The following is a 12,875-nucleotide window of genomic DNA, read 5'->3' on the forward strand; positions in this document are numbered from 1 at the left end:
GCACCTCAAGCGCCGAAATAACTTGCACAACACTTCTTGAACTTCTGCCCGCTGGCGCACGGGCACGCATCATTGCGCCCGGCCTTGAGTGGCACGGTAGGGTCGATGAAGTACCAGCGGCCGGCGTTCTGGACAAATGACGAACGTTCTCGGTGGCTGTGTTCGCCGCTGCTGTCGTGCCAGCGAGCGGTAAAGGTGACAAAGGCGTGCTCCGGCTGGCCGCCGAAGACCTCGGCGCTTTCCACCTCCAGGCCCAGCCAGGTGCTTTGGGCGCTCCAATCGCTGATCGACTGGCGATCCAGGCCGGCCTGTTGCGCGGGCAGGGTGGTGGTCACCAGATAGTCGATCAGCCCCAGTACATAGGCGCTGTAGCGCGAACGCATCAGGACCTCGGCGCTAGGGGCCGGATGGCCGGCATGGTAATGGCCGCAGCAGGCATCGAGCAGCGTGCCGCTGCCGCAAGGGCAAATGGATGTACTCATTGCGTTACCACCAGTATTTCCCGAAGTTTTCCGGATTGGCCCAGAAGCGTGAGTTGAGCCAGTCGGGCACCTGTTTGTAGTCAAGCAGATCGTAGGTAAACAGCGTCAACACTTGATCATCGCGCTGGAAGCGTTCGCTGGCTTGCAAGGCCAGGGAGAAAAAATCCGTCTCTTGCCAACCGCTGGCCGGCAAGTCGGCCAGCACCGCAATGCGACTGGCATTGAGGTTGCGTATTCCGCCGAGCAGATTCAGGCCGTCGCGCTTGGGCAAGTGTTCGAGGCAATCGACCACCAGCGCCAGATCAAACCGCTGCGCCGCCAGTTCGGCCGGCAGTGGTCCGGGTGCGGCAAAGGCGACGATGCTCTGCGGGTGCGCGAGTTTGAACGCCTCAAGCGCGGGGAACTCACTGGCGCCAATCAGCAACAGACGCGTCGGGGCGTAACGATCAAGCAAAGCGGCCAACGCCTGTTGGGGCGTGCGCGAAGAAATACCTGCAATCATCGAAAATCCTCAATCAGAACGCCAAGACTAACTTGTCTTGCAGAGTGGGTTTAAGCAAAAAGCAGCGATCTTCCGCGAACATAGGGCGAAACAGCAATGGCCTATTGCTGGCGGAGATTAAAAGTCCAGTCTTTACTCCTTGAAATCGGTTATTAGCCGATCCCTCAGGAGAAAACTAGATGAGCATAGTTCGGACAGCATTACCTTTGGTTCTGCTAACCAGTGTGTTGACTGGTTGCGCAGGTTTGCAGAAAACCGACTGGCCGACCTGTGCTGCGGTCGGTGGTGTCGTCGGTGCGGGGCTCGGTGCGACAGAGAGCTCTTCATGGGCGGGGTATGGCGCGCTGCTGGTCGGCGGCACGGCAGCAGCGTATTGCTGGGTGCATGGCGATGGCGACGAAGACGGCGATGGCGTGCCGGACAGCCGCGACAAGTGCCCGCACACACCTAGAGGCGTGCGAGTCGATGCCGACGGCTGTCCTCCACCCGCGCCTGCGCCAGTGGTCGAAGAGAAGGCGGTGGTCAAGGAAGAAGTCATCGTTATCCGTGATGTTCACTTTCAGTTCGACTCGGCCAAGCTCACCCCTTCCGATAAAGAGGTACTCAACACCGTTGCCACGCGCCTGAAACAGGAACCCGCCAGCGCCCGGTTGACCGTGACCGGTCATACCGACAGCGTCGGCAGCGATAAGTACAACCAGAAACTGTCGGACAAGCGCGCCCATTCGGTAGTGGAATACCTGATTTCCCAAGGCGTGCCACGCAGCAGTTTCGTGTCTGTGACCGGTGCCGGTGAAAGCCAGCCAGTGGCCGATAACAAAACCGCTGACGGCCGCGCGCTGAACCGGCGTACGGAAATCAAAATCGACCGCTAACCCCCTTGTATTCCGCGGCTTGTACAGTCGCGGATGCGGGTCTTTACTCCTGTGTGACCGGTATGAGCCGGTGACACAGGAGCATTCACAATGAGCGTTCTCACAAGGACCGTCTTGCCGGTTCTGCTGCTTGGCAGCCTTCTGACCGGTTGCGCGACTCACAGCGATGGCACTGCCCCCTTGAATCAACGTACCTGGCCGATCTGCAGTGTCATTGGCGGACTGGTTGGCGGCGGTTTGGGCGCGATCGAAAGTGGCGGTTGGGCGGCAGGCGGAGCGGCGCTTGGCATCTTGACCGGTGGCTTGATCTGTTATGCCCAGGATGGCGATGAAGACGGCGACGGTGTCTTCGATCGCCGCGATCGCTGCCCCGATACGCCTGCCAATACACCTGTCGATCATCACGGTTGTCCGCTGCCGCAGTACCCGGCCAGCGTGAAACCGGCTGAACCCGAAGCCGCGAAATCCGAAGTCATCACCCTGAGCAGTAAAGTGTTGTTCGCGTACAACAAATCCGACCTGACGCCCGCAGCACGCAGCGCGCTCGATTCGCTGATGCCCAAATTGCAGAGCGCCGATGTGGTGAGCGTCAAGGTCGTCGGCCATACCGACAGCCAGGGTTCGGACGCCTATAACCAGAAACTGTCGGAACGGCGTGCCAGCAGCGTGGCGGCCTACCTGTTGAGCCAGGGGCTGGCACCGAACAAAATCACTAGCGAAGGACGGGGCGAAGCCCAGCCGGTGGCCGATAACGACACGGAAGAGGGGCGGGCGCAGAATCGTCGCGTGGAGTTGCACATCAATCGCTAGGCTCGGCGATCAAGAGGCCCGTGATAGAGCCGTCGGATGACCATCAAGGTGGGTCCGGCGGCCATTCGATGCCTTTCGGAAGAATTTTCTGCTGCCCTCTGGCTTATCCCGCGCGTATGCCGTTACTGTGCGTGCAAATAAAAATTCTCGACGGGGGAGCGTATGAAGGTGTTTTGGGGGCTGGGGAAGTTGTTGACCCTGTTGTTCTGGTTGGTGGTGCTGGTCAATCTGCTCATACCGTTTGTTCGTCCACTGCACCTGTTGGTCAACCTGACCGGCAGCCTGTTGGCGCTGGCTCATCTTCTGGAGCTGGTGTTCTGCAATCGCAGCCTCAAAGGTAGAGCCCACCCCTGGCGTGATCGCCTGAAGATTGTCTTTTTCGGCGTTTATCACCTGCAAACCATTCCGGCCCCGGCCACTGCGAAGGCTTCCCATGCGTAAACTCTGTCTGCTTGCCGCACTCATCAGCCCATTGGCCTGCGCCCAAGTGGTGAGTGTCGAAACCAATTCGCTGATGCGCTTGCCCAACACTGCCAGTTCCTTGCAACTGGAACGACTGGAAGTCGCCGATTACGGCACTTTATTAATCCCCTCGAACGTGACCGAAGTGACGGTCGGGGAGCTGCACCTGGGGCGCGACGCGCGGATCGCCGTTGTGCCGAGCGAACAGGCTCTGGAACTGAAGGTCAACCGTGCCGAGTTTGCCGAAGGCAGCCAGATCACAGCGCGGGGCGCTCCCGGAACGTATCTCAAGGCCGCCCGCTCAGGGCGCAATCTGAATGTGCAGATCAAAGCGCTGAAGGCGCCGCAATTGTTGGTGGACGCTCGCGGTGGCGCGGGCGCCCCGGGTTTTGTCGGTCTTGACGGGGCCAACGGCCAAGCACCGGGTTGCACCTGGGGCCAGGCTGGTCGCGGCGCCGACGGCAGTGATGGCAGCGACGGCCAGCCAGGTGCGCCGGGGGCGCTGGTTCGGCTGGAAGTGCCGCGTGACTATCCGGCGCAGCAGATCAAGGTCGAGGTGGAGGGCGGTGTCGGTGGCGCGGCCGGACCGGGTGGCAAACCGGGAGCGGGCGGCAAGGCCAAGGGCTGCATTGTCTATAAAGCCGATGGCGGCAAGAGCGGTCGCCCCGGTGTCGACGGCCAGCCAGGGCCTGCCGGGGCGGCAGGTTCGGTGAGCATTCAGCGGTTGTAAGAACTCACAAATCACTCTGTGGTGATGGAGCTTCTGTGGCGAGGGGGCTTGCCCCCGTTGGGTCGCGAAGCGGCCCCAAAACCAGCGATCCCATTTTTTCTGAATGAATGCGGTGACTGGTTTACGACTGCTTCGCAGCCGAACGGGGCGGTGCGGCGTTCCGACAAGCCCCCTCGCCACAGAAAAGCCATTTTCACAGGCAAGTCCGTCACCACGAGCCGCCTCAGAACATCGGCCGAGCCGCAGCAATCGCCACCAGCACCAATCCGACCATCAGGTTAACTCCCACCAACCGGCGAATCTTGCCCAGCGTCGCCGCGCCCGTCGGCCAATCCTGAGCCGCTACCGCCGTGCGCAGTTCCGGCAACAGCAATGCCTGAATCCGGATGAACAGCGCCGTCATCACCACATACAATCCCATCATCGCCTGCACATACCGCGGTGCCGCTTCAAACCCGGTGAACTGCAAATGAATCATGCCCACACCGCTGATCGGCAAAAGCACCACCGCGACCCAGACCCAGCGGAAAAAACCTTGAAACACTTCCACCCACAGCTTCAACCGGGCAGGGCCTTCCAGCGCCTTCATCGCCGCCGGGCGCAGGACCATCCAGGCGAAAAACATGCCGCCGACCCACATCAACGCGGCCAGGACATGCAGGGTATAAACGATGCCAAAAGGTGTCATTGAGGTACTCCGTTCTGCGCGGGATTAATTAGCGGGGTATGATAGCGGCCGATCCGAACCACTGAAAATTTATCCAGCCTTTTTTGCGCCCGACAATCCATGATCAGCACTGAACTCAAAACCACGATCCAGGGCGCTTACTCGCGTTTTCTCGAAGCCAAGAGCCTCAAACCGCGCTACGGCCAACGCCTGATGATCGCCGAAATTGCCAAAGTCCTCGGTGACATCGACACCGACGACGAAGGTCGGCGCAGTGGCGACCCCGCGATTGTCGCGGTGGAAGCCGGCACCGGTACCGGCAAAACCGTGGCCTACAGCCTGGCGGCCATCCCCGCTGCCAAGGCCGCCGGCAAGCGTCTGGTGATCGCCACGGCCACCGTGGCCCTGCAAGAGCAGATCGTCTACAAGGATTTGCCCGACCTGATGCGCAACAGCGGGCTGAATTTCAGCTTCGCCCTCGCCAAGGGCCGAGGGCGCTACATGTGCCTGTCCAAGCTCGACATGTTGCTCCAGGAAGGTCACGCGCAAACCGCCACCGCCCAGCTGTTCGAAGAAGAAGGCTTCAAGATCGAGGTCGATGAGGCCAGTCAGAAGCTGTTCACCAGCATGATCGAGAAACTTGCCGGCAATAAGTGGGACGGCGACCGCGACAGTTGGTCCACCGCGCTCGAAGACGCCGACTGGGCGCGCCTGACCACCGATCACAGCCAGTGCACCAACCGCCATTGCCCCAACTTCGGCCAGTGCGCTTTCTACAAGGCCCGCGAAGGCATGGGCAAGGTCGATGTGATCGTCACCAACCACGACATGGTCCTGGCCGACCTGGCCCTGGGCGGCGGTGCGGTTCTGCCGGATCCGCGTGACACGATTTACGTGTTCGACGAAGGCCATCACCTGCCGGACAAGGCCATCGGCCACTTCGCCCATTACACACGCCTGCGTTCCACCGCCGACTGGCTGGAAACCACCGCCAAGAACCTCACCAAATTGCTGGCCCAGCACCCGTTGCCGGGCGATCTGGGCAAGTTGATCGAGCAGGTGCCGGAGCTGGCGCGGGAGATCAAGACCCAACAGCAGTTCATGTTCAGTGCCTGTGAGCAGGTTGCCGACTTCAAGCCCGGCGAAGACGTCGAAGGCCGCGAGCGACCGCGTCACCGTTTCGTCGGTGGAGTGATTCCTGAGCACATGCGTGAAATGGGCATCGAGCTGAAAAAGGGCTTTGCCCGGCTGACCGACCTGTTCACCCGGCTCACCGAACTGCTCAAGGAAGGCATGGACGGCGAGGTCAACATCGGCATCGCCAGCAACCAGGCCGAAGAATGGTATCCACTGTTCGGTAGCCTGCTGTCGCGCTCTTCGGGCAACTGGGAGTTGTGGACCGCCTTCACCGTCGAAGACCCGGAAGATAACCCGCCCATGGCCCGTTGGCTGACCCTGGCCGAAAGCGGTTCGCTGTTCGATATCGAGGTCAATGCCAGCCCGATCCTCGCGGCGGACATGCTCCGGCGCAACCTGTGGAACGTGGCTTACGGGGCGCTGGTGACATCGGCGACCCTGACCGCTCTTGGCGCCTTCGACCGTTTCCGCATGCGCGCCGGCCTGCCTAAAACCGCCGTGACCGCAGTGGTCCCGAGCCCGTTCCATCATGCCGACGCCGGTGTGCTGCGGGTGCCGGACCTGAAAGCCGACCCGCGCGATGCACCGGCTCACACCGCGGCGATCATTCGCGACTTGCCGGAACTGGTCGAGGGCTCCCGTGGCACCTTGGTGCTGTTCTCCTCGCGCAAACAGATGCAGGACGTGTTCGACGGGCTGGATCGCGACTGGCGCAAGCAAGTGTTCATTCAAGGCAACCTGTCGAAACAGGAAACCCTGAACAAGCACAAGGCACGGGTCGATGGCGGGGATTCCAGCGTGCTGTTCGGCCTGGCGAGTTTCGCCGAAGGCGTGGATTTGCCCGGTGCCTACTGCGAACACGTGGTGATCGCCAAGATTCCATTCTCGGTGCCCGACGATCCGGTCGAAGCCGCACTGGCTGAGTGGATCGAGGCTCGCGGCGGTAACCCGTTCATGGAAATCTCCGTGCCGGACGCCTCGCTGAAACTGGTCCAGGCCTGCGGCCGCCTGCTGCGTACCGAAGAAGACCGCGGCACCATCACCTTGCTCGACCGTCGTTTGGTCACGCAGCGCTACGGTAAAGCTATTCTCAATGCATTGCCGCCATTTCGTCGTGAAATTTCCTGATGCGCCGGTGGGCAAATTTGCCCACCGCGTTGTCTACCTCACTGCCACTGCCTTTCCACTGGCCCATTGATGGTCGTTAGGGAGAACCACGTTCTTATGATTCGCCGTTCGTTGCCCGCTGTTTTTGCCTTGATGTTCGCAGCGCCTTTGCTGGCGGCCCCTGCCGGCCAGCAGACGCTGTTCAACTTTGTGCGTCCTGCTGACGTGGTTCAGGTGGCGACTCAGGACGCCAGCCTGCCGCAATCCAATGCGGAGCAAACGGCCGAAGGCGAAGTGCTGCGCCGTGTGACCTTCAATCCGGTTGCCCAGCCGACTTTGCGCCTGACGCCGCAGACCGGTGCCTGGGACTGGTCGCAGTCGGGCGTCATGAGTTTGCGGATCCAGAGCGCGATGGACTGGGCCGTGACCCTGTACGTGAAAATCCAGAGCAACGACGGCAAGACCCTGGTCAGCCGTGTCGATCTGCCGGCCGGCCCGGCGCAGACCTTGCTGGTGCCGCTGCAGCCGAGTTCGCCGCTGAGCCAGGGCATGAAAGCCGGCCCGCCAATGCCGATCAACTTCGAAGGGCAGCGTGTATTGCTGGCCAGCAGCACCGGTGAGCTGGATCGCAGCCAGGTGGTGTCGGTGACCTTGTCGATGGATCAGCCGAAAGTCGCCCAAAGCATCCTGCTCGAGCGCTTCGGCGTGCAGGACGGCGAGGCCGTGACCAAAGCCGCTTATGGCGGTCTGGTGGACGCTTACGGTCAATCGACCCGGGCCAAATGGCCGGAGAAGATCAGCAACGACGAACAACTGAAATCCGCCGCTGGCAAAGAACAGCAACAACTGAAAACCTGGCTGGCCGAGCGTGAGAAGGCATCCCTGGACAAGTTTGGCGGCTTGAATAAAGGCCCGGTGTTCAAGGCCAGCGGCTTTTTCCGCACCGAAAAGCGTGACGGTCGCTGGTACCTGGTGACTCCGGAAGGGCATCCGTTCTATTCCCTCGGCGTCAACACCGTGACTCCGAGCGTCAACCAGACCTACGTCGCCGGGCGCGAGTGGATGTTCGAGTCCCTGCCCAAACCCGACGAACCCCTGGCCAGCCACTATGGCGAAGGCGATAACCGTGGCGGCAATGGTGCCGATCAAGGCCGAGGCTACAGCGCCGGTCGTTGGTACGATTTTTATGGCGCCAACCTACAGCGGCTGTACGGCAAACCTTGCGCACCGGGCGGTGATATCAAGGCCGGTGTTGCCGAAGCAGCCAAGGCCGAGGCGGTGGAGGCGACGGCTGACAAGGCCGCCGAACAATCAGCCGCTCCTGCGCCCACCGAGTCTAGCGCCGGTGTAGCCGAAGCGGCCAAGACTGGCGCGGTTGAAGCGTCGGTCAAAAATGCGGCCGTCGAGCCCTGCAAAGTGGCTGTCGACGAGCAACGCTGGGCCAGTCACACCCTCGACCGTCTGCAGGCCTGGGGTTTCAATACGCTCGGCAACTGGAGCGCACCGGTGTTGGGCAACGCTGACCGTGTGCCATACACCTTGCCGCTGTCGATCGTCGGCGATTACGCCAGCATCAGCACCGGCACCGATTGGTGGGGCGGCATGCCCGACCCGTTCGATCCGCGTTTCGCCATGGCTACCGAACGCGCCGTGGCCATTGCTGCCCGGGATCATCGCGACGATCCGTGGCTGATCGGTTACTTCGCCGACAACGAACTGGCCTGGGCCGGTCCCGGTGACGACCCGAAGGCCCGCTATGCGCTGGCCTACGGCACCTTGAAAATGACCACCGACGTGCCGGCCAAACGCGCCTTCCTCAAACAATTACGCGACAAATACCGCAACCAGGAGGGGTTGTCGAAAGCCTGGGGCATTGATCTGCCAGCCTGGGAATTGATGGAAGACCCTGGTTTCGTGCCGCCGCTGCCGAGCGCCGAACACCCGGAAATCGAAGCCGACTTCAAATACTTCCAGAAGGTCTTCGCCGACACCTACTTCAAGACCGTTTCCGACTCGCTCAAATGGCATGCGCCGAACCAGTTGTTGCTGGGGGGGCGCTTTGCCGTCAGTTCCCCTGAGGCGGTCGAGTCCTGTGCGCAATACTGCGACGTATTGAGCTTCAACATGTACACCCTGCAACCTCAGGATGGTTACGACTTCGCCAAACTGCGCAGCCTGGACAAACCGGTGCTGATCACCGAGTTCAATTTCGGCTCGGCGGATCGCGGCCCGTTCTGGGGTGGCGTGACGCAGCTGGCGAAGGAAGAAGACCGTGGCACGGCCTACGCCCACTTCCTCAAACAGGCGATGAGCGAACCGTCGATTGTCGGGGTGCATTGGTTCCAGTACCTCGACCAACCGGTGACCGGTCGCCTGCTGGATGGCGAAAACGGGCACTTCGGTCTGGTGGGCATCACTGATTTGCCGTTCCAGGGCTTTGTCGACAGTGTGCGTAAAAGCAATGTGCAGATCATTGATCAACTCGGCAAAGAAGCCGAGAAGGCCCGCGCTGAAGCGGATAAAGCCAGTCATGATCTCGAGGGCGGCAGGAAAGGCGAGGCAGGCAAAGGCCCGGGCAAGGGTGCTGGCCATGCGGGTGGGCATTCGGGCAATGGTCACTGAGTTCTTATAGACCCGTGGCGAGGGGGCTTGCCCCCGTTGGGCTGCGAAGCGGCCCCCATGCTTACAGATGCACCGCGAATACAGGTTTTTGCGACCGCTTAGCAGTCGAACGGGGGCAAGCCCCCTCGCCACAGGGATCGCATCGTTGATGTCTGTGGCATTTCCATAATTGGGCGACCACCCAGCCCGATCTTGTTCCCAAATCCCTCAAGGACTGGAACAATGCGGGCCACTTTGTAGAGCGTTTATCCGGGAGAGTTGCGGGTGCAGATTCAGGGTCATTACGAGCTTAAGTTCGAAGCGGTGCGCGAGGCGTTTGCAGCACTGTTCGACGATCCTCAGGAACGTGGCGCGGCGTTGTGCATCCGGATCGGTGGTGAAACCGTCCTCGACCTTTGGGCCGGTACCGCCGACAAGGATGGCCATGAGGCCTGGCACAGCGACACCATCGCCAACCTGTTCTCCTGCACCAAAACCTTCACCGCCGTGACGGCGCTGCAATTGGTGGCTGAAGGCAAGCTGCAACTCGATGCCCCGGTCGCCCGTTACTGGCCCGAATTTGCCGCTGCCGGCAAAGAATCCGTGACCCTGCGCCAATTGCTCTGCCATCAGGCCGGACTGCCGGCCCTGCGCGAGTTGCTGCCCCCTGAAGCGCTTTACGACTGGCACACCATGGTCGATGCCCTGGCCGCCGAAACGCCGTGGTGGACGCCGGGTGAAGGTCACGGTTATGCGGCAATCACCTATGGCTGGCTGGTTGGCGAATTGCTGCGTCGTGCCGATGGTCGTGGGCCGGGCGAGTCCATCGTGGCGCGGGTCGCCAAGCCTTTGGGGCTGGATTTCCACGTTGGCCTTGCCGACAGAGAGTTCCATCGCGTGGCGCACATCGCCCGTGGTAAAGGCAACGTCGGCGATGCCGCGGCCCAGCGCTTGCTGCAAGTGACCATGCGTGAACCGACGGCCATGACTACTCGGGCCTTCACCAACCCGCCTTCAATCATGACCAGCACCAACAAACCGGAATGGCGGCGCATGCAGCAGCCGGCCGCCAATGGCCATGGCAATGCCCGCAGCCTGGCCGGTTTCTACGCCGGTCTGCTCGATGGCAGCCTGCTGGAAAGCGAAATGCTCGACGAGCTGACCCGTGAACACAGCGTTGGCGAAGACAAGACTTTATTGACCCGGACCCGCTTCGGCCTGGGTTGCATGCTCGATCAACCGGACGTCCCCAACGCCACCTACGGCCTCGGCCCACGGGCGTTCGGTCACCCGGGTGCTGGCGGCTCCGTCGGTTTTGCCGATCCGGAGCATGATGTGGCCTTCGGCTTTGTGACAAATACCCTGGGACCGTACGTCTTGATGGATCCACGAGCCCAAAAACTTGTGCGAGTACTGGCCACTTGTCTGTAAATCACGCTTAAGGGGGCCAGGGCCGGAACCCGAAAGCTTTTGTGGTTTCAAAGCGTCTGTTTAACCGGGGGCAACTCCGGTCTGACTTTTCATTACCTCATTTTGTGGATATCCAATGTCGTCCAATAAAACCCTCGCCCTGGCCCTGTGCTTCGCTATCACCGGTTGTGCACAAACCCCACAAAATGATGCCGCAGGTGGCAGCAGTTGGTGGCCGTTCGGTTCTTCCGACAAGGTTGCGACTAAAGAACCCGCCCCGGCCCCGGCGCCCCTGAAACCTGCTGCCACAGCACCCGTCGCCAAGACTGAAGCCGATGCCGGTGGCAAATGGTGGTGGCCGTTCGGCGGCAAGGAGCAGAGCACCGCCAAAGTCGTGCCGATGCCCGACCCGAAAGTCACCCAGGCCTGGCTCGACGACTATGAACCGCGCCTGCGCGAGGCGATCAAGGGCAGCAACCTGCAACTCGAACGCCGTGAAAACGTGCTGGTCGTCACGGCTCCGGTAGAAGGCTCGTTCAACCCTGACCGTCCGGCCATGTTGCTGCCGGTGACCCTTGGCCCATTCACCCATGTCGCGAAAATCCTCGAAGCCGACCCAAAGACTGCCGTGCTGGTACTCGGTCACAGCGATACGTCGGGTTCCGCACCGGCCAACGTGAAACTGAGCCAGGAGCGCGCCCAGGCAGTGGCGGCGATCTTCCGTCTCAGCGGTCTGCAGCGTGATCGCCTGATGCTGCGCGGCATGGGCGGTGAGGCACCGCGTGCCGCCAACGACAGTGCTGAAGGTCGTGCCTTGAACCGTCGTGTCGAGTTGCTGGTGACGCCGGCAAACACCATGGTCGCGTTGTTGAGCAAGTACAACATGCCGGCTCCGGCGCCGCTGACCAAGGTCGTCGCGCAAGACGTCAAGCCAGCGGCCACGCCTGTGACCCCGGCACCTGCTGCGAAAAAAGCGGCTGCCCCGGCGAAGAAAAAGGCACCGGCCAAGAAAGCGGCCGCCAAGGCTCCAGCCAAAAAGGCACCCGCGAAAAAGACCGCGCCGGCCAAAGCCGCTGTCGATTCGAAGAGCACCACCGCCACCGATGCCACAAAGCAGTGATTCGTTAACCAAAAGGAATGCGCCATGACCCGGCCCTTGGCAGATATGCGTCGCGACTACACCCGAGATGGCCTGACCGAGGCGCAAGCCCCGGCCGAGCCGTTCGCGCTGTTCCATCAGTGGTTCGCCGATGCGGTGAAAACCGAGCAGGCGCCGGTGGAGGCGAATGCCATGACGTTGGCCACCGTCGATCAGGACGGTCGGCCGCATTGCCGCATTTTGCTGCTCAAGGGCCTGGACGAGCAGGGCTTCACCTTCTTCACCAACTACGAAAGCGATAAAGGTCAGCAATTGGCAGCCAATCCATTTGCAGCCATGACGTTTTTCTGGCCGGCCCTGGAGCGCCAGGTGCGCATCGAGGGGCGGGTGGTGAAGGTCACGCCTGAAGAGTCCGACGCCTACTATCAGGTCCGCCCTCTGGGCAGTCGTCTCGGTGCCTGGGCATCGCCCCAGAGCCGGGTGATTGCCGATCGCGGCGAACTGGAAGCGCTGCTCAAGGACACCGAGCAGCGTTTCAGCGACACCCAGCCGCACTGCCCCGAGCATTGGGGCGGTTATCGCTTGCTACCCGAGCGCATCGAGTTCTGGCAGGGCCGTCCGAGCCGTCTGCACGATCGCCTCAACTACCGCTTGCAGGGCGCCGACTGGGTTCGTGAACGCCTGGCTCCCTAAACGGTCTACCGATCGGGATACCCTGCCGCAGCGGCCTCAAGCCACTGTGGCAGGTCTCGACGCTTGATCTTCTGCGCTTGAGCGTTCGCCAATTGCTGGAGCATGAAGACTCTTTTTTTGTGGGTCTTTATCCGCCAGTGACAACGCCAGATCGCGGTCCCCCCAGCGTTTTATCCGCACGTACAACCACCAATGGAAGTACAAACCGGCGATGGTCGTGACGACAATGATGAAGTAATCCATAAAAATCCTTGGGTCTGCGGCGCAGATTTCGTAATGTGACGCTACTGTGTGGTGAGT

The 12,875-nt window shown here is 61.4% G+C and carries 12 protein-coding genes and 1 pseudogene; 9 read left to right on the plus strand and 4 right to left on the minus strand.

From position 1 onward, the window contains the following. Positions 1-5: 5 nt before the first annotated feature. Together J3D54_RS14820 and J3D54_RS14825 are read right to left on the minus strand one after the other, a co-directional pair. A complete protein-coding gene (locus J3D54_RS14820) occupies positions 6-482 on the minus strand; it encodes a YchJ family protein (protein WP_253419397.1) in 477 nt (158 codons plus the stop codon). A 4-nt stretch (positions 483-486) separates the two neighbouring features. After that, complete coding sequence (locus J3D54_RS14825) at positions 487-984, minus strand: DUF6231 family protein (RefSeq protein WP_253419399.1); 498 nt, start codon at positions 982-984, stop codon at positions 487-489. 179 nt (positions 985-1,163) lie between these two features. Between J3D54_RS14825 and J3D54_RS14830 the strand changes: the two genes are divergently transcribed. From J3D54_RS14830 to J3D54_RS14845, 4 genes are all read left to right on the plus strand, one after another. Beyond that, complete coding sequence (locus tag J3D54_RS14830) at positions 1,164-1,859, plus strand: OmpA family protein (RefSeq protein WP_253419402.1); 696 nt, start codon at positions 1,164-1,166, stop codon at positions 1,857-1,859. A gap of 90 nt (positions 1,860-1,949) precedes the next feature. Next, complete coding sequence (locus J3D54_RS14835) at positions 1,950-2,669, plus strand: OmpA family protein (RefSeq protein ID WP_253419404.1); 720 nt, start codon at positions 1,950-1,952, stop codon at positions 2,667-2,669. Between the two features lie 162 nt (positions 2,670-2,831). Next, entirely contained in the window at positions 2,832-3,110 is a 279-nt protein-coding gene (locus tag J3D54_RS14840) for a DUF1145 domain-containing protein (RefSeq protein WP_253419407.1), read from the plus strand. Then, positions 3,103-3,861, plus strand: coding sequence for a collagen-like protein (locus J3D54_RS14845; protein ID WP_253419410.1), 759 nt, complete (start codon positions 3,103-3,105; stop codon positions 3,859-3,861). The genes J3D54_RS14840 and J3D54_RS14845 overlap by 8 nt, the downstream gene beginning before the upstream one ends. 223 nt (positions 3,862-4,084) lie before the next feature. Here J3D54_RS14845 and J3D54_RS14850 read toward each other — a convergent pair whose 3' ends face one another. Then, entirely contained in the window at positions 4,085-4,549 is a 465-nt protein-coding gene (locus J3D54_RS14850; RefSeq protein WP_253419414.1) for a CopD family protein, read from the minus strand. A gap of 99 nt (positions 4,550-4,648) precedes the next feature. On the opposite strand from J3D54_RS14850, the gene dinG reads away from it, so the two are divergent. The 5 genes from dinG to pdxH all read left to right on the plus strand — a co-directional run bounded on the left by dinG (position 4,649) and on the right by pdxH (position 12,575). After that, positions 4,649-6,793: an ATP-dependent DNA helicase DinG gene (gene dinG, locus J3D54_RS14855; RefSeq protein WP_253419417.1), complete on the plus strand. Its 2,145-nt coding sequence runs from the start codon at positions 4,649-4,651 to the stop codon at positions 6,791-6,793. A 96-nt stretch (positions 6,794-6,889) separates the two neighbouring features. Next, entirely contained in the window at positions 6,890-9,394 is a 2,505-nt protein-coding gene (locus tag J3D54_RS14860) for a beta-galactosidase (protein WP_253419419.1), read from the plus strand. A 264-nt stretch (positions 9,395-9,658) separates the two neighbouring features. After that, positions 9,659-10,804: a serine hydrolase domain-containing protein gene (locus J3D54_RS14865; RefSeq protein ID WP_253419421.1), complete on the plus strand. Its 1,146-nt coding sequence runs from the start codon at positions 9,659-9,661 to the stop codon at positions 10,802-10,804. A 115-nt stretch (positions 10,805-10,919) separates the two neighbouring features. Continuing rightward, a complete protein-coding gene (locus J3D54_RS14870; RefSeq protein WP_253419423.1) occupies positions 10,920-11,903 on the plus strand; it encodes an OmpA family protein in 984 nt (327 codons plus the stop codon). 24 nt (positions 11,904-11,927) lie between these two features. Further along, the gene (gene pdxH, locus J3D54_RS14875) at positions 11,928-12,575 is read left to right on the plus strand and encodes a pyridoxamine 5'-phosphate oxidase (RefSeq protein ID WP_105348464.1); all 648 of its coding nucleotides are present in this window, start codon (positions 11,928-11,930) and stop codon (positions 12,573-12,575) included. Positions 12,576-12,580: 5 nt separating this feature from the next. Here the strand turns inward: pdxH and J3D54_RS14880 are convergent. Beyond that, positions 12,581-12,818 (minus strand): annotated as a pseudogene (locus J3D54_RS14880) (hypothetical protein). Between the last annotated feature and the right edge of the window lie 57 nt (positions 12,819-12,875).

Origin of the sequence: Pseudomonas sp. GGS8, assembly GCF_024168645.1 — a bacterium.
Lineage (GTDB): Bacteria > Pseudomonadota > Gammaproteobacteria > Pseudomonadales > Pseudomonadaceae > Aquipseudomonas.

Excerpts from the sequence above, each read along its gene's own strand:
- J3D54_RS14820 (WP_253419397.1), bottom strand. The coding sequence starts at position 482 with ATGAGTACATCCATTTGCCCTTGCGGCAGCGGCACGCTGCTCGATGCC.
- J3D54_RS14825 (WP_253419399.1), bottom strand. The coding sequence starts at position 984 with ATGATTGCAGGTATTTCTTCGCGCACGCCCCAACAGGCGTTGGCCGCT.
- J3D54_RS14830 (WP_253419402.1), top strand. The coding sequence starts at position 1,164 with ATGAGCATAGTTCGGACAGCATTACCTTTGGTTCTGCTAACCAGTGTG.
- J3D54_RS14835 (WP_253419404.1), top strand. The coding sequence starts at position 1,950 with ATGAGCGTTCTCACAAGGACCGTCTTGCCGGTTCTGCTGCTTGGCAGC.
- J3D54_RS14840 (WP_253419407.1), top strand. The coding sequence starts at position 2,832 with ATGAAGGTGTTTTGGGGGCTGGGGAAGTTGTTGACCCTGTTGTTCTGG.
- J3D54_RS14845 (WP_253419410.1), top strand. The coding sequence starts at position 3,103 with ATGCGTAAACTCTGTCTGCTTGCCGCACTCATCAGCCCATTGGCCTGC.
- J3D54_RS14850 (WP_253419414.1), bottom strand. The coding sequence starts at position 4,549 with ATGACACCTTTTGGCATCGTTTATACCCTGCATGTCCTGGCCGCGTTG.
- dinG (WP_253419417.1), top strand. The coding sequence starts at position 4,649 with ATGATCAGCACTGAACTCAAAACCACGATCCAGGGCGCTTACTCGCGT.
- J3D54_RS14860 (WP_253419419.1), top strand. The coding sequence starts at position 6,890 with ATGATTCGCCGTTCGTTGCCCGCTGTTTTTGCCTTGATGTTCGCAGCG.
- J3D54_RS14870 (WP_253419423.1), top strand. The coding sequence starts at position 10,920 with ATGTCGTCCAATAAAACCCTCGCCCTGGCCCTGTGCTTCGCTATCACC.
- pdxH (WP_105348464.1), top strand. The coding sequence starts at position 11,928 with ATGACCCGGCCCTTGGCAGATATGCGTCGCGACTACACCCGAGATGGC.